This is a genomic window from Mesorhizobium sp. B2-7-2, assembly GCF_006440775.1.
GTDB lineage: Bacteria > Pseudomonadota > Alphaproteobacteria > Rhizobiales > Rhizobiaceae > Mesorhizobium.
Genome location: NZ_VFTZ01000002.1, coordinates 43,608 through 63,502, shown reverse-complemented (window position 1 = coordinate 63,502; position 19,895 = coordinate 43,608). Strand labels below are relative to the sequence as shown.

At 64.6% G+C, this 19,895-nt stretch carries 22 protein-coding genes; 13 read left to right on the top strand and 9 right to left on the bottom strand.

The genetic code is table 11. From position 1 onward, the window contains the following. Nucleotides 1-69: 69 nt before the first annotated feature. The 7 genes from FJ425_RS03110 to FJ425_RS03080 all read left to right on the top strand — a co-directional run bounded on the left by FJ425_RS03110 (nt 70) and on the right by FJ425_RS03080 (nt 6,419). The gene (locus FJ425_RS03110; RefSeq protein ID WP_140633573.1) at nt 70-717 is read left to right on the top strand and encodes an isoprenylcysteine carboxylmethyltransferase family protein; all 648 of its coding nucleotides are present in this window, start codon (nt 70-72) and stop codon (nt 715-717) included. Nucleotides 718-1,051: 334 nt separating this feature from the next. Further along, the gene (gene rpmI / locus FJ425_RS03105) at nt 1,052-1,255 is read left to right on the top strand and encodes a 50S ribosomal protein L35 (protein ID WP_027166935.1); all 204 of its coding nucleotides are present in this window, start codon (nt 1,052-1,054) and stop codon (nt 1,253-1,255) included. 37 nt (nt 1,256-1,292) lie between these two features. Beyond that, on the top strand, nt 1,293-1,694 hold the full coding sequence (gene rplT, locus FJ425_RS03100) for a 50S ribosomal protein L20 (RefSeq protein ID WP_140633570.1): 402 nt from the start codon (nt 1,293-1,295) through the stop codon (nt 1,692-1,694). Nucleotides 1,695-1,840: 146 nt separating this feature from the next. Continuing rightward, nucleotides 1,841-2,938 carry a phenylalanine--tRNA ligase subunit alpha gene (gene pheS, locus FJ425_RS03095; RefSeq protein WP_140546769.1) on the top strand — a complete coding sequence of 366 codons (1,098 nt, stop codon included), beginning with the start codon at nt 1,841-1,843 and terminating at the stop codon, nt 2,936-2,938. Further along, a complete protein-coding gene (locus FJ425_RS03090; RefSeq protein WP_140721693.1) occupies nt 2,935-3,372 on the top strand; it encodes a GFA family protein in 438 nt (145 codons plus the stop codon). The genes pheS and FJ425_RS03090 overlap by 4 nt, the downstream gene beginning before the upstream one ends. After that, a complete protein-coding gene (gene pheT / locus FJ425_RS03085) occupies nt 3,369-5,777 on the top strand; it encodes a phenylalanine--tRNA ligase subunit beta (RefSeq protein ID WP_140721690.1) in 2,409 nt (802 codons plus the stop codon). Before FJ425_RS03090 ends, pheT begins: the two co-directional genes overlap by 4 nt. Before the next feature lie 39 nt (nt 5,778-5,816). Further along, nucleotides 5,817-6,419, top strand: a complete 603-nt coding sequence (locus FJ425_RS03080) for a nucleotidyltransferase family protein (RefSeq protein ID WP_140721687.1) — start codon at nt 5,817-5,819, stop codon at nt 6,417-6,419. Between the two features lie 231 nt (nt 6,420-6,650). Here the strand turns inward: FJ425_RS03080 and FJ425_RS03070 are convergent, their stop codons facing one another. After that, nucleotides 6,651-7,646, bottom strand: a complete 996-nt coding sequence (locus FJ425_RS03070; RefSeq protein ID WP_140633558.1) for an aldo/keto reductase — start codon at nt 7,644-7,646, stop codon at nt 6,651-6,653. 96 nt (nt 7,647-7,742) lie between these two features. On the opposite strand from FJ425_RS03070, the gene FJ425_RS03065 reads away from it, so the two are divergent. After that, entirely contained in the window at nt 7,743-8,633 is an 891-nt protein-coding gene (locus FJ425_RS03065; RefSeq protein WP_140633555.1) for a LysR family transcriptional regulator, read from the top strand. A 45-nt stretch (nt 8,634-8,678) separates the two neighbouring features. Here FJ425_RS03065 and FJ425_RS03060 read toward each other — a convergent pair whose 3' ends face one another. Both FJ425_RS03060 and FJ425_RS03055 read right to left on the bottom strand, forming a co-directional pair. Next, nucleotides 8,679-9,479, bottom strand: coding sequence for an aspartate/glutamate racemase family protein (locus FJ425_RS03060; RefSeq protein ID WP_140633552.1), 801 nt, complete (start codon nt 9,477-9,479; stop codon nt 8,679-8,681). A gap of 41 nt (nt 9,480-9,520) precedes the next feature. After that, complete coding sequence (locus FJ425_RS03055) at nt 9,521-10,762, bottom strand: D-amino acid dehydrogenase (protein ID WP_140633549.1); 1,242 nt, start codon at nt 10,760-10,762, stop codon at nt 9,521-9,523. 252 nt (nt 10,763-11,014) lie between these two features. Here FJ425_RS03055 and FJ425_RS03050 point away from each other — a divergent pair, with 252 nt between their 5' ends. After that, nucleotides 11,015-11,302: a GIY-YIG nuclease family protein gene (locus tag FJ425_RS03050; RefSeq protein ID WP_140721684.1), complete on the top strand. Its 288-nt coding sequence runs from the start codon at nt 11,015-11,017 to the stop codon at nt 11,300-11,302. Nucleotides 11,303-11,462: 160 nt separating this feature from the next. Here the strand turns inward: FJ425_RS03050 and FJ425_RS03045 are convergent, their stop codons facing one another. From FJ425_RS03045 to FJ425_RS03035, 3 genes are all read right to left on the bottom strand, one after another. Further along, nucleotides 11,463-12,632, bottom strand: a complete 1,170-nt coding sequence (locus tag FJ425_RS03045; protein ID WP_140633543.1) for a PLP-dependent aspartate aminotransferase family protein — start codon at nt 12,630-12,632, stop codon at nt 11,463-11,465. Continuing rightward, a complete protein-coding gene (locus FJ425_RS03040) occupies nt 12,629-14,065 on the bottom strand; it encodes a pyridoxal-phosphate dependent enzyme (protein WP_140633540.1) in 1,437 nt (478 codons plus the stop codon). Before FJ425_RS03040 ends, FJ425_RS03045 begins: the two co-directional genes overlap by 4 nt. 202 nt (nt 14,066-14,267) lie before the next feature. Beyond that, nucleotides 14,268-14,666: a RidA family protein gene (locus FJ425_RS03035; RefSeq protein ID WP_140633537.1), complete on the bottom strand. Its 399-nt coding sequence runs from the start codon at nt 14,664-14,666 to the stop codon at nt 14,268-14,270. Between the two features lie 170 nt (nt 14,667-14,836). Between FJ425_RS03035 and FJ425_RS03030 the strand changes: the two genes are divergently transcribed. After that, nucleotides 14,837-15,166, top strand: coding sequence for a hypothetical protein (locus tag FJ425_RS03030; RefSeq protein WP_140542969.1), 330 nt, complete (start codon nt 14,837-14,839; stop codon nt 15,164-15,166). Continuing rightward, a complete protein-coding gene (locus FJ425_RS03025) occupies nt 15,163-15,810 on the top strand; it encodes a cysteine hydrolase (protein ID WP_140633534.1) in 648 nt (215 codons plus the stop codon). Before FJ425_RS03030 ends, FJ425_RS03025 begins: the two co-directional genes overlap by 4 nt. 94 nt (nt 15,811-15,904) lie before the next feature. Here FJ425_RS03025 and FJ425_RS03020 read toward each other — a convergent pair whose 3' ends face one another. Further along, entirely contained in the window at nt 15,905-16,258 is a 354-nt protein-coding gene (locus FJ425_RS03020; RefSeq protein WP_140542967.1) for a helix-turn-helix domain-containing protein, read from the bottom strand. A 112-nt stretch (nt 16,259-16,370) separates the two neighbouring features. Between FJ425_RS03020 and FJ425_RS03015 the strand changes: the two genes are divergently transcribed. Continuing rightward, nucleotides 16,371-17,141, top strand: coding sequence for a type 1 glutamine amidotransferase domain-containing protein (locus tag FJ425_RS03015; RefSeq protein WP_140633530.1), 771 nt, complete (start codon nt 16,371-16,373; stop codon nt 17,139-17,141). A 4-nt stretch (nt 17,142-17,145) separates the two neighbouring features. Here the strand turns inward: FJ425_RS03015 and FJ425_RS03010 are convergent, their stop codons facing one another. Then, nucleotides 17,146-18,486, bottom strand: a complete 1,341-nt coding sequence (locus FJ425_RS03010; protein WP_140633527.1) for an FAD/NAD(P)-binding protein — start codon at nt 18,484-18,486, stop codon at nt 17,146-17,148. Nucleotides 18,487-18,963: 477 nt separating this feature from the next. After that, nucleotides 18,964-19,149 carry a hypothetical protein gene (locus FJ425_RS03005; protein WP_140633524.1) on the bottom strand — a complete coding sequence of 62 codons (186 nt, stop codon included), beginning with the start codon at nt 19,147-19,149 and terminating at the stop codon, nt 18,964-18,966. A 310-nt stretch (nt 19,150-19,459) separates the two neighbouring features. On the opposite strand from FJ425_RS03005, the gene FJ425_RS03000 reads away from it, so the two are divergent. Beyond that, nucleotides 19,460-19,822 (top strand): septal ring lytic transglycosylase RlpA family protein, encoded by a 363-nt coding sequence (locus tag FJ425_RS03000; protein ID WP_140633521.1) that lies wholly within the window; start codon nt 19,460-19,462, stop codon nt 19,820-19,822. Nucleotides 19,823-19,895 lie beyond the last annotated feature (73 nt).

Here is a 19,895-nt window from a genome sequence, read left to right as displayed (position 1 = left end):
CTATCCGATCGCTCTCAAACTCGACGATCGGGTAGCCGATCGCGAGCAAATCGACGATCGGGTTTGGTCATGACCGATGAAGCGAAGTCCGAGCCCGCGGGGCAAACAGAAAGCCTTGGCGGCTATCAGCACATGCGCCGGATCGTGCTGGCGGTACTGATCGTAGTGCTGTTCTGCGCATTGCTGTTCGGCCAATCGAGCTTCCCACCCGAGACCTTGATGCATGAGTCGATCGAGATGTTCGGCGTGCTCTTGATCTTGCTCGGCATTGTCGGGCGGCTGTGGTCGACGCTCTATATCGGCGGGCGCAAATCGGCCGAGGTGGTCACCGGCGGCCCCTATTCGATCACCCGCAACCCGCTCTATCTGTTCTCGACCTTGGCTGCCGCCGGCGTCGGCGCGCAGATCGGCTCGTTCAGCGGCATAATCCTGTTTTCGCTTCTGTGCGCCGGCGCCTTCCACATCGTCATCCTGCGCGAGGAGCGTTACCTGAAGGAACTGCTCGGCGCGCCCTACCAGGGCTATCTGGCCAAGGTGCCGCGCTTCTTCCCGAACCTTGCGCTCTACCAGGAAGGCGATACCGGCAGCTTCAGGCCGCGCCTGCTCTTGAACACGCTGCTCGACGGCCTGGTGTTCCTGGTGGCGCTGCCCGCCTTTGAGTTGATCGATGGCATGCAGCAGTCGGGGATGCTGCCGGTGTGGTTCACGCTGCCTTAGGGTGGCCGATATTCAGGTGAGGCCGGCCTGCGAACAGCGCTTCCTACGCTTCCGGTGCTCACGTACTTGAACGTACGCTCCGCTCCGGTTCTCGGAATTCGCCGTTCTCGGCTCGGCCTGACCTGAATCTCGGCCACCCTACCGGCGGATCGGCAAACGGAACGGCGCGTTAGTTGAGGTGTTGCACGCCGGCCATCTTTGATCTATAGGACCGCCGTTCCAAGAAAACCGCCCGGCAGGGCATGCCGTGGCGGTTTCATTTGCTTTTCGGGCTTTGGTCGGCCCGAAGCGAGACAAGAAGCGCGATGGTGCGCCACCAATACGGAGTAGCAAAATGCCCAAGATGAAGACCAAATCGGCCGCCAAGAAGCGGTTCAAGATTACTGCCACCGGCAAGGTGCTGTCGGCTGCCGCCGGCAAGCGCCACGGCATGATCAAGCGTTCCAACAAGTTCATTCGCGATGCCCGCGGCACGATGGTTCTGGCTGAACCGGACGGCAAGAAGGTCATCAAGAATTTTCTGCCGAACGGCCTCTGAGCATTTCGGTCTGGACAGCGTTTAAGGAGATCATGACATGGCACGCGTAAAGAGAGGCGTTACCGCCCACGCCAAGCACAAGAAGGTCTTGAAGGCCGCCAAGGGCTTCTACGGCCGCCGCAAGAACACCATTCGCATCGCCAAGCAGGCGCTGGAGAAGTCGCTGCAATACGCCTACCGCGACCGCAAGAACCGCAAGCGCTCGTTCCGCGCGCTGTGGATCCAGCGCATCAACGCCGCGACCCACGAGCATGGCCTGACCTATGGCCGTTTCATCGACGGCCTCAACAAGGCCGGCATCGAAATCGATCGCAAGGTCCTTTCGGACATGGCCATCCACGAGCCGCAGGCTTTTGCCGCGCTGGTCGCCAAGGCCAAGGTCGCGCTCGAATATCTGAAGAACACCACGCCGAATGCTTTTGAGAGCGCTGTCGCCTAAGCCAGCGCTTCCCAAGCATACGCAATTCTGATTTGGGGAACCCGCGCTGGCACGGCTGGCGCGGGTTTTTCTTATGTCTGATGTAACCAAAAATGGCGACGACGAAACCGAAATGGTGGCAGTCGCCCGACCGAGAGAGCTTCGCCGTGAACGCCACTGCTGGAAATCTTGAAGCCCTGGAAGGCTCGTTGCTCGCCGAAATCGCGGCGGCGGCGGACGAGGCCGCGATCGAGGCGGTGCGCGTCTCTGCGCTGGGCAAGAAAGGTTCGGTCTCCGAAATGCTGAAGACGCTGGGCGCGATGAGCGCCGAGGAGCGCCAGGTGAAGGGGCCGGCGATCAACGGCCTGAAGAACCGCGTCACCGAAGCGCTCACCCAGCGCAAGGCGGAACTGAAGGATGTGGCGATCGCGGCCCGGCTCGCGGCTGAGAAGGTCGATGTCACGCTTCCCGTTCGCCAGTCGCCGGCCGAGCGCGGCCGCATCCATCCGATCAGCCAGGTGGTCGACGAGATCGCGGCGATCTTCGGCGACCTCGGCTTCGCCATCGCCGAAGGCCCGGATATCGAGACCGACTATTACAATTTCACGGCGCTGAATTTTCCTGAGGGACATCCGGCGCGCGAGATGCACGACACCTTCTTCTTCCAGCCGGACGAGAAGGGTGAGCGCAAGCTGTTGCGCACGCACACCTCGCCCGTGCAGATCCGCACCATGGAGAAGCAGAAGCCGCCGATCCGCATCGTCATCCCCGGCAAGACCTACCGGCAGGATTCGGACGCTACGCACTCGCCGATGTTCCATCAGGTCGAGGGGCTGGTGGTCGACAAATCAGCCAATGTCGCCAACATGAAGTGGGTGCTGGAGGAGTTCTGCAAGGCCTTCTTCGAAGTGCCGTCGGTCAAGATGCGCTTTCGTCCGTCCTTCTTCCCGTTCACCGAGCCCAGTCTCGAGGTCGACATCCAGTGCGACCGCTCGCGTCCGGGTGAAGTGCGCTTCGGCGAAGGCTCGGACTGGATGGAGATACTGGGCTGCGGCATGGTGCATCCCAACGTGCTGCGCGCCGGCGGGCTCGATCCCGACGAATATCAGGGCTTTGCCTGGGGCATGGGCATCGACCGCATCGCCATGCTGAAATACGGCATGCCGGACCTGCGCGCCTTCTTCGACGCCGACGTGCGCTGGCTGTCGCATTACGGCTTCCGGCCGCTCGACCTGCCGACGCTGTTCGGGGGGCTGTCGACATGACCGCACTCCACACCGGGGGCTGTCGCTGCGGCGCGGTGCGGTTCGAGGCCTCGGCCGAGCCGCACCACATCAGCTATTGCCATTGCGGCGATTGCCGGCGCGCCAGCGGCGCGCCGGTGTCTGCCTTTGTCGGCTTCATGGCCGATCAGGTCGCGCTCAACGGCAAATCGCTGAAAAGCTATCGCAACGGCCCGGTGGAGCGCACGTTCTGCGGCATCTGCGGCTCGCCGATCGCCTATCTCGATCAGCGGCTCGACAACCAGATCTATTTCATGCTCGGCGCCATGGACATGCCGGCCTATTTCAGGCCGACCGTGCATGCGCATGTGCGCGAGCAACTGCCCTTCCTGCACATGCCCGACGCGCTGCCGCGCGAGCTGAAGACCAGCGTGCCCAGACCTGATGGGCAAGGACCGAACGGAACAGAAGCATGAAATTCACCCTCTCCTGGCTCAAGGACCATCTCGAGACCGACGCCTCGCTTGCCGAGATCGTCGAGCGGCTGACGGCGATCGGCCTTGAAGTCGAGCATGTCGACGACAAGGCCGGCCTTAAACCCTTCGTCATCGCCAAGGTGCTGACCGCCGTGCAGCATCCCGATGCGGACCGGCTGCGCGTGCTGACCGTCGACACCGGCGACGGCAAGCCGCCTGTTCAAGTCGTATGTGGCGCGCCCAATGCCCGCGCGGGCCTGATCGGCGCTTTCGCGGCGCCGGGCACCTATGTTCCCGGCATCGACGTGACGCTCTCGGTGGGCAAGATCCGCGGCGTCGAAAGCCACGGCATGATGTGCTCGGAGCGCGAGCTGGAAATCTCAGACGAGCATAACGGGATCATCGATTTGCCTGAGGATGCGCCGGTCGGCACCAGCTTCGCCGCCTACGCGCATCTCGACGATCCGGTCATCGAGATCAATCTGACGCCGAACCGCCCGGATGCGACCAGCGTCTACGGCATCGCGCGCGACCTCGCGGCGAGCGGGCTTGGCCGGCTCACCGGCGGCGGGATCATGCCGCATGCCGGCGAAGGCCTGTGCCCGGTCAAGGTCACGATCGAGGCGCCCGAGCTCTGCCCCGGCTTCGCGCTGACGCTGGTGAAGGGCGTCAAGAACGGCCCGTCGCCGAAATGGCTGCAGCAGCGGCTGATCGCCATCGGGCTCAGGCCGATCAGCGCGCTGGTCGACATCACCAACTATGTCACCTTCGACCGCGGGCGGCCTCTGCATGTCTTCGATGCCGCCAAGGTCGCCGGCAACCTCGTGGTGCGGCGCGCCAAGGACGGCGAGAAGGTGCTGGCGCTGGACGGCCGCGAATACACGCTGACGCCGGAAATGTGCGTGATCGCCGACGACAATGGCGTGGAATCGATCGCCGGCATCATGGGCGGCGAGCATTCGGGCTGCGACGAGAACACCACCGACGTGCTGGTCGAATCGGCGCTCTGGGATCCGATCGCCACGGCCCGCACCGGCCGCGCGCTCGGCATCATCACCGACGCGCGCTACCGCTTCGAGCGCGGCGTCGATCCCGAGTTCATGGTGCCGGGCGTCGAGCTGGCAATCAAGCTGGTGCTCGATTTCTGCGGCGGCACGCCTTCTGAAATCGAGGTTGCCGGCTATGCCGGCCACAAGCCGAAGATCGTCTCCTTCCCGCTGTCGGAAGTGAAACGGCTGACCGGCATCGAGGTGCCGAGAGAGGAAGCCCTTGGCATCCTGACCCGGCTCGGCTTCGAGCCGAAAGGACTGAGCGACGTCGTCAAGGTGGAGGTGCCGTCCTGGCGGCCGGATGTCGACGGCAAGGCCGACCTGGTCGAGGAGGTGATGCGCATCCATGGCGTCGACAACATCTTGGCCCAGCCGCTTACCTCGCATGACGCGGTCAACGGCAAGATCCTGACCACGCTGCAGGTGCGTACCCGCGCCGCCAAGCGCGCGCTCGCCGTGCGCGGCATGATGGAGGCCGTCACTTGGTCGTTCATCCCCGCAAGACACGCCGAGCTGTTCGGCGGCGGCCAGACGGCGCTCAAGCTCGCCAACCCGATCGCCGCAGACATGTCCGACATGCGGCCGTCGCTGCTGCCGGGGCTGATCGCGGCCGCGCAGCGCAATGCCGACCGCGGCATCGGCGATGTGGCGCTGTTCGAAGTCTCGGGCACCTATGAGGGCGATGGCGCCGACCAGCAGCGGCGCGTCGCCGCCGGCGTGCGGCGCGGCACGGCCAAGCTCGACGGCTCGGGCCGCAGCTGGTCCGGCAATGCCGGGCCGGTCGGGGTGTTCGACGCCAAGGCGGACGCGATCGCCGCGCTCGAAGCCTGCGGCGCGCCGGTCGACCGGCTGCAGATCGAGCCCGGCGGCCCAGCCTGGTATCATCCCGGGCGCTCGGGCACGATCAAGCTCGGCCCCAAGACGGTGCTCGGCACGTTCGGCGAGTTCCATCCGAGGACGCTGGACGGCGTGGACGCGTCAGGTCCGATCTGCGGCTTCGAGGTTTTCGTCGACGCCGTGCCGGAGCCGAAGGCCAAGCCGACGCGCACCAAGCCGAAGCTCGAGCTCTCGCCCTTCCAGGCGGTGAAGCGCGACTTCGCCTTCGTCGTCGACAAGACGGTCGAGGCCGGCACGCTGGTACGGGCGGCTTTGGCCGCCGACAAGAAGCTGGTCACCGGCGTTTCGGTGTTCGACGTGTTCGAAGGCGCTTCGCTGGGGGCGGCCAAGAAGTCGATTGCCATCGAGGTCTCGATCCAGCCGGTCGAAAAGACGCTGACCGACGAGGATTTCGAGGCGCTCGCAAAACGCATCGTCGAGAACGTCAACAAGCAGACCGGCGGCGTGCTGAGGGCGTAAGGCATTGCGCAGCGATGGCGAATCGCTCTCCAAAGGGCGATGCACTATCTCCGCTATTCCGGCCTTCCCTTCGAGGAACAGCGCGCTGCCTTCCTGGCCATCATCGCGGCCGATCCGCTGCTGGATGAGACGCTGGCGCGTGTGCGCCAACTCGCGCTACCGGATTGGCTGGTGGTTTCCGGCGCGCTCTACAACAGCGTCTGGAACCATCTGACCGGCAAGCCGCCGGGCTACGGCATCAAAGATGTCGACCTGTTCTACTTCGACGACGCCGACTTGTCCTACGAGGCCGAGGATGCCGTGATCCGCCGGGCAGCAGAGCATTTCGCTGGGTTGGCGCTGCCGGTCGAGGTGCGCAATCAGGCGCGGGTGCATCTATGGTATCCGGCAAAGTTCGGGCAGGAGTGCCCGCGCTATGCCAGCGCGAGCCAGTCGGTGAGCTATTTTGCGTCGAAGACGCATGCGGTGGGGGTGCGGTACGGCGCCGACGGAGCCTTGGAGCTGGTGGCACCGTTCGGGCTCGACGATCTTTTTTCGTTTCGCATCACGCCGAACCGGGGGCCGGATAATCAGCGGACGCACGAAGCGAAGGGGAGAAGGGCGCAGGAGTATTGGCCGGAGATTAGTGTGGTGGCTTGGTAGGGGTGCAGGGATAAGATACGGCGGCGCGAGGCCCCCCTCTCTGGCCTGCCGGCCATCTCCCCCTCAAGGGGGGAGATCGATGTCGCGTCCGCTTTCGCTAATAATCGAGGCAGGAAGGGCGCAGGCGCCCAAGCTGCCAATCTCCCCCCTTGAGGGGGAGATGTCCGGCAGGACAGAGAGGGGGCCTCGCGCCGACCCTTCAAGGGGGCGCCGAAGCGCCCCTTTCAACTATCACCCATTCACCAGCGCCAGCAGTTCCTCCGTGTAGCGCTTGCCGACCACCTTGTCGGGCGACAGCGCGTCACCGATCGCCGCGACCTCGGCCGCGCTCAGCTCGATATTCGCCGCCGCCGTGTTCTGCTCAAGGTGGCGTATCTTCCTTGCGCCGGGGATCGGGACGATGAAATCGCCCTGGTGCAGCACCCAGGCGAGCGCCAGCTGCGCCGCTGTCACGCCCTTCTGCGCCGCCATCTTCTCCAGCACTGCGATGACGGCGTTGTTGGCTTCCATCGCCTCGGCCTTGAAGCGCGGCAAGGTGAGGCGCCAGTCGCCGGCGCCGAGTGCGTCCGGCTTGGCGATCGCGCCGGTGAGCAGGCCGCGGCCGAGCGGGCTGTAGGGGACGAAGCCGATGCCGAGCTCGCGGCAGGCGTCGAACACCTCATCCTCGGGATCGCGGCTCCACAGCGAATATTCGCTCTGCACCGCGGCGATCGGGTGCACGGCATGCGCCCGGCGCAGCGTCGTGCCGCTCACCTCCGACAGGCCCAGCGCCCGGACCTTGCCTTCGCGCACCAGGTCCGCCATGGCGCCGACCGTATCCTCGATCGGCACGTTGGGGTCGACGCGGTGCTGGTAATAGAGGTCGATCACGTCTGTATCGAGCCGCTTGAGCGAGGCTTCGGCCACCGCCTTGACGTGCTCGGGGCGGCTGTCGACGCCGATCATGCGGTCGGTGCCCTCGCCGTGCTCGGAAATCTTGAAGCCGAATTTGGTGGCGATCGTTACCTTGTCGCGCACCGGCTTCAGCGCCTTGCCGAGCAGGATCTCGTTCTCGTATGGACCATAGACTTCGGCCGTATCGAAGAAGGTCACGCCGATCTCGACGGCGCGGCGCAGCGTGGCGATCGCTTCCGCCTCCGGCTGGCCGCCATAGCCGAAGCTCATGCCCATGCAGCCGAGGCCGACGGGGAAGACTTCGAGTTCAGTTCCAAGTTTGCGGGTTTTCATGGCGCATCTCCTTGTTGCGATGGGGGAGAGATAGCGCCTCGCAATGCGTTCGATAATTCTTTCTCTTTTGTACGGGTTGCTCTATAAAATAGAACGATGAATCGGACGAACCTCTCGCAACTCGCCGTGCTGGCCGCGGTTGCCCAATGTGCCAGCTTCCGCGGCGCCGCCCGCGAACTCGGCATCGCGCCTTCCGCGGTCAGCCATGCGGTGTCGAGCCTGGAAGCACGGCTCGGCGTGCGGCTGCTGGCGCGCAGCACGCGCAGCGTCGCGCCGACCGAGGAAGGCGCGCAGCTTCTGGAACGGCTGCGCCCGGCCCTGTCCGAGATCGACCTCGCGCTGGAAACGGCGGTCGAGGCGCGCGACCGGCCGGCCGGCAATCTCAGGCTCAGCGTGCCGCGCACCGCTGCGCATCTGGTGTTGACGCCGCGGCTCGGCGCCTTCGCCGCCGCCTATCCCGACATCGTGCTGGAGATCGTCATCGAGGATCGCTTCACCGATGTGGTCGAAGGCGGCTTCGACGCAGGCGTCAGGCTCGGCGAAAGCCTGCAGCGCGACATGATCGCGGTGCGCATCGGGCCCGACATCCGCGGCGCGGCGGTCGCCGCGCCGTCCTATTTCGCTTCCATGCCGAAGCCCGGTCATCCGCGCGATCTCGCAGGCCATCGTTGCATCCGCTTCCGTTTCTCCAGCGGCATCCTCTACCGCTGGGAGTTCGAGAAGAACGGCGAGGAAATCGAGATCGCGGTGGAAGGACCGCTGATCCTCGACGAGGACCATCTTATCGCCCAAGCGGCAGTCGACGGCGCCGGGCTTGCCTTCGTCTTCGAGGATTATGTCAAGGCGCCGCTCGCCGAGGGCAGGTTGATCCGCGTGCTGGAGGACTGGTGCCCGTCCTTCGACGGCTTCTTCGTCTATTATCCGAGCCGCCGGCAGATGCGGCCGGCGCTCAGGGCGTTCGTGGATTTCTTCAAGGTGAGCGGGTAGCCACCCTCAAGTGGGCGGGCGGCAGCGCCAGTCCCATTCCGGCCGCTACGGTAGCGCAAACAACCGTCCGCCGGCCGGCACGACGTCATCGATGCCGGCAAGCCGCAGGCAGTGCCAGGCCATGGCGTGGTTGGAGGAGGTGACGGGAATGCCGATGCGCCGCTCCAGCTCGGCGACCGCTTCGGCGACGCGCAGGCTGGTGCAGGAGATGAAGATCGCTTCCACGCCCGGCACGGCGGCCATGCGCTCGGCCGCCGCCTCGATCGAGGCCAGCGAGATGCGGGCCGCCTCGCGGTCGTCGCGCCGGTCGAAAGTGGCGACGGCTGATATGTCGAGGCCGCGGCCGGTGAAGTAGCGGACCAGGCCCTGGTTGATCTCCGGCGCATAGGGCGTGAGCAGGCCGATGCCCCTGGCGCCGAGCGCCTTGAAGGCGGCCAAAGCGCCGGTGACCGGGGTGGTGCAGGCGACGCCCGGCCGCGCCTTGCGGATCTCGGCGAAGACGGCGTCCTCGCCGAGCGTCATGGTGGCCGAGGTGCAGCCGAAGCCGACGACATCGAGCGGGATGCTGGGCAGGATGAGGTCGACGGTGGGCGCGATGCGCGGGCCGATGGCGCGCAAAGTATCGGGCGTGATGTCGTTGTCGTTGAAGAGGCGGGCCTCGTAGAAGGCGACGCCCGGAATGCGGATCAGGGCGCGGAACTCATGCTCCAGCGTCTGGTCGGTGGCGAGGATCGCGAGCCCGATCGCCGCGCGCGAGGCGAGGCCGCCGTCGATCTCCGACGGAAGGACGCCCAAATCGATCGGCCCTGGCGATTGAGGGCGGGTAGCGGCCGCGCTGACAGACATGGCATTCCCTTTCCTGGTCGATCCCCTCCGGGATCATGCTCTCAGTTCAAAATTCCGTCCATCGAGATCGCCGGCTTGCGGCCGGCGATCAGGTCGGCAGTGATGCGGGCCGAACCATGCGACATGGTCCAGCCGATATGGCCGTGCCCGGTGTTGAGGTAGAGGTTGCTGAGGCGGCGCCGGCCGAATTCGGGCAGATTGTTGGGCGTCATCGGCCGCAGGCCCGCCCACATCTCGGCGCGGTCGTAATCGGCGCCTTCGGGATAGAGCTCCTCGGTCACCCCTTTCATGAAGGCGAAATCGGCCGGTTTGTGGCTGGTGTCGTAGCCGGCGAACTCGGCCGTAGCGGTGACGCGCAGCCGATCGCCGAAGCGCGACACGGCGACCAGATTGTGCTCGTCGATCGCGGCGATGGTGGGCGGCGCCGGACGGTTGCCGATCGGAATGGTCAGCGAATAGCCCTTGATCGGATAGATCGGCAGGCTGATGCCGACGGTGCTCGCGATCAGCGGGCTGTAGGAGCCGAGCGCCAGCACATAGGCATCGCCCTTGATGCTTCCCTTGTCGGTCAGCACCCGGGAGACATCGTCGCCGGACGTCTCGATGCCGGTGATGGTCGTGCCGGTGCGGATCTCGCCACCGCGCTCGGCCACCTTCGCGGCCAACGCCCGGGTGAATTTCGCCGGATCGCCGGTCTCGTCGGTCGGGCAATGGATGCCGCCGGCGATTTTTTCCTTGGCGGAAGCCAACGACGGATCGAGGGCGACGATGGCGTCGCAGTCGAGCACCTTGATCAGCTGGCCGTCGGATTCGAGCAGCTTCATATGCTCGACGCCTTTGTCGAGCGCCTGCTGGCTGCGATAGAAATAAAGGATGCCGCGATCATTGCGGTCGTAGTCGATCGCCTCGTCGGCGACGACCTCGTGCAGGACCGATTGCGAATAGACCGCCAGCCGATGCTTGAGTAGCGTGTTGCGCCTGGCCTTCCCGGCCGTGCATTCCATCAGGAACAGCCACGACCAGCTGTAGAGCCGCGGATCGGCCGAAAGCCTGAAGCGCAGCGCCTGGTCTTTCAGCACCAGCGATTTCAAGAGGATCATCGGCGCCTTGGGCGACGACCAGACAAAAGAATGCCCCGGCGCGATCATGCCGGCATTGCCCCAGCTGGTCTCCGCAGCGACCTGTTGCTGGCGCTCGAGGATGACGACCTGGTGCCCGTCCTTCTGCAGCTGATAGGCCGTGGTGACGCCGACCACGCCGCCACCCAACACGACCACGCGCATGGCGCCTCCGGAGATCGCAGTTGGGGGCAGTTTAGAGCGTGGATGGCGGCGTGCAATGGCACACATACCGAGAGGTCAGCGGGACAGCGCGTCTCTCGCGGGCAGGACGATCGCAAATGGCGCTTCGTCATTCTAGGGCGGAGCAAGGAGCGAAGCGACGCGCGCAGACCCTAGAATCCATGCCGTGACATTGGCCATAGAATGCAACGGTCCAGAATAGCGGGTGGTAATGGCGCCAGCTAAGATCCCCACATGACAGGCTACGTCTACATGACCGCAAGCCAGAAAGGCGGCACGATCTATATCGGTGTCACCAACGACCTTGCTCGCCGGATGCCGGAGCACAAGACTGGCCAAGGCTCCAGCTTCACCAGCCGCTACGGTGTGCAGCGTCTGGTCTGGTACGAGGAATACTTCGACATCGCCGATGCCATCCAGCGTGAGACGTCATTGAAACGTTGGCCACGCCGGTGGAAGATCGAGCTGATCGAGAAGACCAATCCGGAATGGTTCGAGCTGTTTCGCGGGATCGGCTGGTGAACCGTTCTAAACCGTGGCGGCTCTCAACCGTCACGGCATGGATTCTAGGGTCTGCGCGCGTCGCTTCGCTCCTTGCTCCGCCCTAGAATGACGAAGGACAAGGCTGGCAGGCCAGAGGGGGCGCGAAGGATTACCACGATGACGTGGTATCTGCGAGTTCTCAGGTCTGCAACGCCTGCTCGAGATCCGCGATCAGATCATCGCCGTCCTCGATCCCACACGACAGCCGCACCAGCGAATCGGTGATGCCTATCGCCCCACGCTTTTCCGCCGGGATCGATCCGTGCGTCATCAGCGCCGGGTGCTCGATCAGGCTTTCGACGCCGCCCAGGCTTTCGGCCAAAGTGAAGAGCTGGGTGCGTTCGAGGAAGCGTTTTGTTCCCGCCAGGTCGCGGTCGAGGTCGACCGAGATCATGCCGCCGAAGGCGTGCATCTGCTGGACGGCGATGGAATGCTGCGGGTGGCTGGCGAGGCCGGGATAGATGACCCGGCGGACATCTTTTCGCGTTTCCAGCCATTGCGCTATTTTCAGGCCGTTGGACGAGTGACGCTCCATCCTGAGCGCCAGGGTTTTTATACCGCGCAGCGCCAGAAAACTGTCGAACGGGCCGGAAATGGCGCCGATGGCGTTCTGCAGGAATTTCAGCTGGGCGGCGAGGTCCTTGTTATCGCCGACGACCGCCACGCCGCCGACCATGTCGGAATGGCCATTGAGATATTTCGTCGTCGAGTGCACGACGATGTCGATGCCGAGCTCCAGCGGGCGCTGGATATAGGGGCTGCAGAAGGTGTTGTCGGCGACGGTGAGCAGCCCCTTGCACCTAGCAAGCGCGGCGATCGCTTCGAGGTCGACGATGCGCAGCAGCGGGTTGGTCGGCGTCTCGACCCAGAGCAGCTTCGTGTCCGGGCGGATCGCCGCCTCGATCGCGGCGAGGTCGGTGAAGTCGGCAAAACTCACCTCAAGGCCGGCGGAGCGCTTGCGCACCCGCTCCATCAAGCGGAACGAACCGCCATAGATGTCGTCGGTGGCGACGATATGGGCGCCGGCATCGAGGAGCTCGAGCACCGTGCCGATCGCCGCCAGGCCGGAGGCAAAGGCGAAGGCGGCCGAGCCGCTTTCGAGGTCGGCCACGGCACGCTCGAAGGCGAAGCGCGTCGGGTTCTGGCTGCGGGCGTATTCAAAACCCTTGTGCACGCCGGGCGACTGCTGGCCGTAGGTGGAGGTGGCGTAGATCGGCACCATCACGGCGCCGGTCAGCGGATCGTGGCTCTGGCCGCCATGGATGGCGCGGGTGGAAAAGGCCAGGCGGTTCTTGCCGTTCGAAGTCATGTTGCGCGGCGCCTCAGATGGTTGATCAGGTCTATACGAGTTATCAGGCCGATGAACTCTTCGCCATCGAAGACGATGGCGACCTCGTTGCGGTCGAAGACAGGCAGCAGCGCGTCGAGCGTCTGATTGGCCTGCAGCGTGTGCAGGTTGGAGGTCATGGCCGTGCGCACCGGCGCGTTGAAACGGTCCCAGCGGCCGTCATAGGGTCCATCGACCTTGGCTAAAATATCGCTCTCGTCGACGATGCCGACCAGCCTGCCTTCGTCCAGCACCGGCAGCTGCGAAACGTCGGAGCGGCGCATGCGGCCATAGGCGTTGAGCAGGGTTTCCTCCGGGCCAACGGTCACAATGTCGCCGGTGCGCGGCGAGCGCATGACCAGGTCGCGCAAATCGCCATGCTGTTCCTGGTCGGCAAGGCCCTGCTCGGCCAGCCAGATATCGTCGAAGACTTTCGACAGATACTTGTTGCCGCTGTCGCAGACCAAGGTGACGACGCGTTTTGGCGACGTCTGCTCGCGACAGTAGCGAAGCGCTGCCGACAGCAGCGTGCCGGAGGACGAGCCAGCCAGGATGCCTTCCCTGGACAACAGATCGCGCACCGCCAGCATGCTCTGCTTGTCGGGAATCGAATAGGCCTTTTTCACCAGCGACAGATCGGCATTGGGCGGCACGAAATCCTCGCCGATGCCTTCGACCGTCCAGCTGCCGGCCTCCTCCATCTTGCCGGTCTTGATCAGCGGCGCCAGCACCGAGCCGACCGGGTCGGCGAGCACCATCTCGGTCTTGGGCGAGTGTTTCGCAAAAAAGCGGCCGAGGCCGGTGAGCGTGCCGCCGGAGCCGACGCCGACCACTACCGCGTCGACATCGCCATCGAGCTGCGCAAAGATTTCCGGGCCGGTGGTGGTCTCATGCGCCAGCGGGTTGGCCGGGTTGGCAAACTGGTTGGCATAGAAAGCGCCGGGCAGCTCGGCGGCGATCTTCTCGGCCATGTCCTGGTAGTATTCGGGATGGCCCTTGCCGACATCGGAGCGGGTCATGCGCACCTCGGCGCCCAAAGCGCGCAGATGCTGGATCTTCTCGCGCGACATCTTGTCGGGCACGACGAGGACGATGCGGTAGCCTTTCGGGATGCCGACCTGGGCGAGGCCGAGGCCGGTGTTGCCGGCGGTCGCCTCGACGATGGTGCCACCGCGCTTCAGGCGTCCCTCCTTCTCCGCCGCCGCGATCATCGAGAGCGCGATGCGGTCCTTGATCGAGCCGCCAGGATTCTGGCTTTCGAGCTTGATGAACAGGCGGCATTTGCCGGTGTCGAATTTGGTCAGCTCGACGACCGGCGTCTGGCCGATCAGGTCGAGCACCGAAGCGTAAGGCGGACGCAATCTCGACAGGTTGATGTGCGCGCCCTTCGGCGCCGCTTTTGTCTGCTCGCTCATCTTGAGTGCTCCATCGAAGCAGTTCGAGGCGGATGTCGGCAATCCCGCGCGTGGGCCGCGGGAATCCATTCCGGTTTCGCGGATCGCGCGCCCTGTCTTGTCCAGCCCTTTTCATCAGGAAAGAAGATAGATCGTGCCAATCCAGCGGCGAGTGGAGGAATGGAATTTCACGGCCGCGTAGTGTGTCCCTTCAAGCGGGAGTCTACGCAATCGCCGCCTGGCCCTCGATCTCGATCAGGAAGTCCGGATTGCCGAGGCCGACAACACGCAGCGCCTTGATGATGGGCGGCGGAGCACGGTTGGCCCAGAACGCCATCCAGGCGCCAAAGCCCGGAGCGATATCCTGGTCGCCAACGATATAGACCGACAGGCTGACGAGATTCTCCAGCGTCGCTCCGCCAGCTTGCAGAACCTTGGCCAGATTGGCCAGCGCCTGCGTCGTCTGCGCAGCGAGGTCGCCCTTGCCGACGATGTTGCCTTCGGCATCGACGCCGTTCTGCCCTCCGACCAGCACGATGCGCGCGGAAGCAGGCAGCGACACGCCTTGCGAATAGGCGGGGTTGCTGTGCATGCCTTGCGGGTTCAACCTTTCGATGGTCATTCTCGTTCCTCCATGCCGGCAATGACCGGCCGCATTTTGCCTCAATAAAGCGACACGGAGGCCCAGCTTGAGGGCTTGTTCAACGCACCATGTCGTTCGTTGCCGATGCCTTTTCCATCATGCTAGCCGAACGAAGCGCGGGACGAACAGCGCGTGCCAAGGAGCGGCCGATGAAGATTCTTGCCTATGACAATTTCAAGCCCGGCGTCACGCTTGACGATCTCAGGCCCTATCTGCGCGACGAGGTCTCGAATGTATGGCGGCTGTGGAAGCAAGGCATCGTGCGCGAGAACTATGCACGCGCCGATGTCGGCGGCGTCATCATCGTTTTCGAGCTCGACAGCGTCGAGCAGGCCATGCGCTATACCGATGATTTCCCGCTCTCCAAAGCCGGGCTGCTGGAATGGCATTTCATCGCTTTCGACGCGCCGCTGCCGCTGGAATTCCTGTTCGACCCAACAGTCGATATCGCCAAACCCTGGGATCGGACGGCGGCATGATCCGCTCTGGCGAAGGCATCGAGATTCCGCAGCGCCTGGCCGAATGGTGCGATCCGCGCCGCATGGCGCTGATCGTCTACGACATGCAGGTCGGCATCTGCCGCCAGGTCGAAGGCGCCGCGGCGATCGTCGAACGCACCGGCACGGCATTGGAAGCGGCGCGCTCGGCCGGCATGCGGGTGGCATTCACGCGTCATTTGTCGCTGCCGAAAAAATGGATGGGCGCCACGCAGCTGCGCACCGCCATGGCCTGGCAGCGGCGCGATAGCCCCGACGCGGTCCAGCCATGGTTCCTGCGCGATGCCGAAGCGACGCGGATCGTGCCGGAACTCGCCCCGCGCGCGGACGAGGCGGTGTTCGACAAGCTGACCATGTCGGCCTTCGATTCCACCTCGCTCGGCTTTGCGCTGCGTGACTGCGGCGTTCGCGCGGTGGCGCTCGCCGGCATCGCCATGGAGATCGGCATCGAGCCGACCGCGCGCCAGGCGACCGACAACGGTTTCGTCGCCGTCGTGATCGAGGACGCCTGCGGCTTCGGCAACAGCGAAGCGCGCGACCGCTCGATGGCGACGCTGCGCTTTCTTGGCGAAGCCGTCGTCACCGATGTCGCGGGCTTCTGCGGCGCGCTTGCCGATGCCGCTTGATCTCAGGCCAGAGGCCTTGTTTCTACGCAATTGCGGACGGAAGGCTACGGCGAAGTCGCCGAGCCTAACCGCTACGCATTTTCCTGGAATTGCGCTAGGCCGCTGCTTCGATGTCGGTGCGGAAGCGCACGCCCTCGGCGCGGCCATGCAGGATGCCCCAGTCGTAGAGTGCCTGCAGCGCCGCTGCGAGGTCGCGGCCGCGCTCGGTCAGCGCGTAGCGCGCCTTGCCATCCGGCGAGGTTTCGAGCGTGACGAAGCCGATCTCGACAAGATCGGCCAGGCGCTGCGTCAGCATCTTGTCGGAAAGCGAAGGAATCAGCCGGCGCAGTTCGGAATAGCGCAGCGGTCCTTGCTTGATCCGCGCGATGATCACCGTCTTCCATTTGCCGCCGAGCGCGTCGAGCGCGAACTCGACCGGGCAGCCATAGAGTCTACCGCGTTGTGTCATGCGCCGATCCTAGGCAAGGGCCGCGCGCGGCAAAAGCGGAATTTACCCCGCCATATGGCCAGATTGCCGAGCCCGGCTTTGTCGGCGACGACTTCATAAAAGGGAGAGCAAAATGAGTGTTCGGGACCCCAATCCGGTCAATGCACGAAAGCCGAAGCGGGTGGCGATCGTGATCGCAAATCCGGCCGTCTCCACCACAACGGGGTGGCCGGTCGGCTTCTGGTGGAGCGAGCTCACCCATCCCTGGTTCGCCTTCACCGAGCGCGGCTACGAGGTCGAGATCTTTTCGCCCGACGGCGGCAAGTGCGAAGCCGATGCGCTGAGCGACCCGCGCGATCCGTCGGGCTATTCGGAGACCGATCTCATCTCGCTCGGTTTCATTTCGAACCCGAAGCTCCAGGCGCTGGTCGACGACACACGGCCGGTGGCCGAGATCGATGTCGCTCGCTTCGACGCCATCGTCGTCGCCGGCGGCCAGTCGCCGATGTTCACCTATGAACGCGCGACCGGTCTCCAGCAAACCTTCGTCGCTTTCCACGAGGCCGGCAAGGTGGCCGCCGCGCTCTGCCACGGCACCGCCATCCTGCGCTATGCCAGGCGCGCCGACGGATCGCTGCTTGCCGCAGGCAAGACGGTGACCGGCTTTGCCAATCTCGAGGAGGATTTCGCCGACAACGCCACCTGGGCAATGGGGGCGCTCGAACGCGGCAAGCATTTGATGCCGTGGCGGATCGAGGACGAGCTCAAGGCGATCGGCGCCAATTATATCCAGGCCGGGTTGTGGCGCGGCTTTGCCGTGCGCGACGGCAACCTGATCACCGGGCAGCAGAATTTTTCCGGCGCCGAAACCGCCCGCGTCGTCATCGAGGCGCTTGGCGGCTAGAGCCTTATCCGAGCAGTTGCTTGCCCAGCTTCGCGCATTGCACGCGGATGTCGGGAATGGCGTCGATCTCGAAGAAGGTGCCGCGCGTCAACGGTCCGATGGCGAGCAGCTTCGACGACACCGTGCCGTCGGCCGCGATCAGCTCGCATTTCGCGGTGACATCGAGGCCGAGGCGCAGCGGATCGGGACGCGCCAGGCCGCGCTCGACCAGCGACCGCACGACACCGTTCGACGTCCGCGAAATGTCGCGGACAATGCCCATGCAATCATAGAGGCGGACGACGTCCAGGGTCTCGACGTCCTGCGTGCCGCGCGGCTGGATCTTCACGATAAAGCCGCCGTTCGGTTCTATGTCTACCACCCTACCGGCGACGAGACGGATGCGGCCTGAGGCGACCGCCTCGGTGACGCGCGCATAGACTTCCGGCGCCATGCGGTGGCGGTGGATGTCCCACCAGGCCTTGGTGTGCTCGACGAAGCGGCGTTTGGCCGAGGACGGCCAATTCTGCCAGATCGTCTGGTTGAAGGGTCTGAGACCATCGACGACGTCGCGCCAGTCGCCGCCGGCTTTCTGGGTCTCGCGGATCAGGTTGCGGAACCAGCCGACGAAATAGGAAAGCTGGGTGCCGAGCGGAATATCGGCGATATCGAGCTTGATCGGATTGCCCTTGCGGTGCGGCGACGGCAGCAGGCCGCGCCGCGACACCGCGACGATCGAACCGCGATGGCCGCGCTGCTCCAGCGACAGGAAAGCGTCGACCATGCTCAGGCCGGTGCCGAGCAGCAGCACCTGGGCTTCAGGATCGAGCGCGGTGTCGGCCTCCGTCCCCATCCGGACGGCATGACCCTGGAAGGCGCCGGGCTGCTCGTCGTGACCGGTGGCCAGGACGGCAAGATGCGCGACGACGCTGGTGCCGTTGGCGAGTGCGACTTCGACGCCCGACGAGGTCGGCGCGGTCGACAGGCTCTCCTCGCGGATCAACCGCAGACGACCGGTGTCCCGCTCACGTTCCTCCAAGCCCTCGAGCACATCCTGCAGATAGCGGGCATAGAGGCTGCGCGGCGCATAGAACGGTCCCTGGTCCGGTCTGGCGAGGCCGCGTTCCAGCACCCAGCGCGCGAAATGGGTCGGGTCGTCGGCATAGGCGCTCATGCCGGAGGCGTTGACGTTGAGCACATGCGCCGAAAGCAGCGTCGAGTAAGCCATGCCCTGGCCGAAATGCGGCCGCTTCTCGATCAGCGTGACGCGCAGGTCCGGATTGGGCGACTTCAACAGATGCGCGGCCAGCACGACGCCGCTTGCGCCGCCGCCGACAATGATGATGGAGTTGCCGCGTCCAACCATGACCGCTAGCCGAAACGTGACGGAGCGATCAGCGCGGGGCGAACGCCGCGGGCGGCCTCAGCCGCAAGCCACGAACGATCGCCAGAACGGTCTTCAGAGGGTCGCGCATCGTTCTCTCACCTCCCAATGTTGATAAGATTACTATACTAACCGTGCCAAGCACGAAACCCGGGTTCCAATTCGGCCATCTTATGAAGCATGGATTTGCTCAGATGGGATGACAGGCGGATTTCTTGTTCGATCGGCACCCGGCGCCTTGCACTCCTTCGTCATCCAGGGCGGAGCGACGCGAAGCAGAGCGTAGACCTCAGAATGACGACAGAAGAGACGCTCAGCCAACGCGCAAGGGTGCTGCTTGCCGGCGAACGCGACCGCCTGCCGCCGCGCGACGGGAGCTTCTACTGGGCCTAGCAGCACTGGTCGCAATGGTCGGGTCGCAGACTCTTTCGCCAGCCGTCTCCGCCCCGACCGGCAAGGTCATGTGCGCGAGCGGGTCGCCCAGCGGAGGCCGACCACGCCGACCAGCATGGTGACGAGGCCGATATAGAGCCATTGCGTCTGCCCGGTCATGAAACTGCCCTTGATGAGACCGAGGCCTTGCAGCGACCACAGCGCACCCAGCCCTAGCACAATCAGCGCCAGCACAAACCTGATCAATCGCATCGGCTGGACCCTCTCCGGAAGTCGATCCTGAACGGCAATGGGGACACAATAAAAGACGTTGAGGAACCGAAGCAGTTCCGTCCCTCAGTACTTCAAATCTTGTGGGCCGATCTTGCCCAGAATGTCCCGTATGCCGGCCCGATATTCATTGAGAATACGCCTTAACGGGGCTGTGAATATCATGACAAACTGTTTCGCGGCGACTCCAAACGTGTGCTGCCGCCATGGAACTGCCAGATCAATGCCGCATTTCCCGCCTCATTCGGCACATATCGGCGGGGCGTATCTCTAACGGAGCCATCCCCAAAGCATGAAGAAAACCAACCAGACTGCGCTTGTCGCGGTAACGATCGCGGCTGGCCTGATGGCCGGCGCCTCATCCGCCTCCTCCGCCGCCGCGCAGTGCGGCCGCGCTTCCTGGTATGCGCTGCATTCCAGAACCGCCTCAGGGGAACGCATGAACCCCGCGGCACTGACTGCAGCCCATCGCTCCTTGCCCTTCGGCACCAAGCTTCGGGTCACCAACAAGAACAACGGCCGCAGCGTCGTCGTGCGCATCAACGATCGCGGTCCGTTCGTGAAGGGACGCATGCTCGATCTCTCCCGCGGCGCCGCCGGCCAGCTGGGCTTCATCGGTTCGGGCCATACCGCCGTCTGCATGGCGCGCGTCTGAGCCGCTCTTCGTCATTCCAGGGCGGAGCAGGAGCGAAGTTCCGTCGCGAAGACCCTGGAATCCATGCCGTTAC

Coding starts and splice junctions, on each gene's coding strand:
- FJ425_RS03020 (WP_140542967.1), bottom strand. CDS start 16,258: ATGACACAACGCGGTAGACTCTATGGCTGCCCGGTCGAGTTCGCGCTC.
- FJ425_RS03050 (WP_140721684.1), top strand. CDS start 11,015: ATGACAGGCTACGTCTACATGACCGCAAGCCAGAAAGGCGGCACGATC.
- FJ425_RS03070 (WP_140633558.1), bottom strand. CDS start 7,646: ATGAAAACCCGCAAACTTGGAACTGAACTCGAAGTCTTCCCCGTCGGC.
- FJ425_RS03010 (WP_140633527.1), bottom strand. CDS start 18,486: ATGGTTGGACGCGGCAACTCCATCATCATTGTCGGCGGCGGCGCAAGC.
- FJ425_RS03060 (WP_140633552.1), bottom strand. CDS start 9,479: ATGTCTGTCAGCGCGGCCGCTACCCGCCCTCAATCGCCAGGGCCGATC.
- FJ425_RS03110 (WP_140633573.1), top strand. CDS start 70: ATGACCGATGAAGCGAAGTCCGAGCCCGCGGGGCAAACAGAAAGCCTT.
- FJ425_RS03005 (WP_140633524.1), bottom strand. CDS start 19,149: ATGCGATTGATCAGGTTTGTGCTGGCGCTGATTGTGCTAGGGCTGGGT.
- rplT (WP_140633570.1), top strand. CDS start 1,293: ATGGCACGCGTAAAGAGAGGCGTTACCGCCCACGCCAAGCACAAGAAG.
- pheT (WP_140721690.1), top strand. CDS start 3,369: ATGAAATTCACCCTCTCCTGGCTCAAGGACCATCTCGAGACCGACGCC.
- FJ425_RS03040 (WP_140633540.1), bottom strand. CDS start 14,065: ATGAGCGAGCAGACAAAAGCGGCGCCGAAGGGCGCGCACATCAACCTG.
- FJ425_RS03080 (WP_140721687.1), top strand. CDS start 5,817: ATGCACTATCTCCGCTATTCCGGCCTTCCCTTCGAGGAACAGCGCGCT.
- FJ425_RS03055 (WP_140633549.1), bottom strand. CDS start 10,762: ATGCGCGTGGTCGTGTTGGGTGGCGGCGTGGTCGGCGTCACCACGGCC.
- FJ425_RS03035 (WP_140633537.1), bottom strand. CDS start 14,666: ATGACCATCGAAAGGTTGAACCCGCAAGGCATGCACAGCAACCCCGCC.
- FJ425_RS03015 (WP_140633530.1), top strand. CDS start 16,371: ATGAGTGTTCGGGACCCCAATCCGGTCAATGCACGAAAGCCGAAGCGG.
- FJ425_RS03065 (WP_140633555.1), top strand. CDS start 7,743: ATGAATCGGACGAACCTCTCGCAACTCGCCGTGCTGGCCGCGGTTGCC.
- FJ425_RS03090 (WP_140721693.1), top strand. CDS start 2,935: ATGACCGCACTCCACACCGGGGGCTGTCGCTGCGGCGCGGTGCGGTTC.
- FJ425_RS03025 (WP_140633534.1), top strand. CDS start 15,163: ATGATCCGCTCTGGCGAAGGCATCGAGATTCCGCAGCGCCTGGCCGAA.
- FJ425_RS03030 (WP_140542969.1), top strand. CDS start 14,837: ATGAAGATTCTTGCCTATGACAATTTCAAGCCCGGCGTCACGCTTGAC.
- FJ425_RS03045 (WP_140633543.1), bottom strand. CDS start 12,632: ATGACTTCGAACGGCAAGAACCGCCTGGCCTTTTCCACCCGCGCCATC.
- rpmI (WP_027166935.1), top strand. CDS start 1,052: ATGCCCAAGATGAAGACCAAATCGGCCGCCAAGAAGCGGTTCAAGATT.
- FJ425_RS03000 (WP_140633521.1), top strand. CDS start 19,460: ATGAAGAAAACCAACCAGACTGCGCTTGTCGCGGTAACGATCGCGGCT.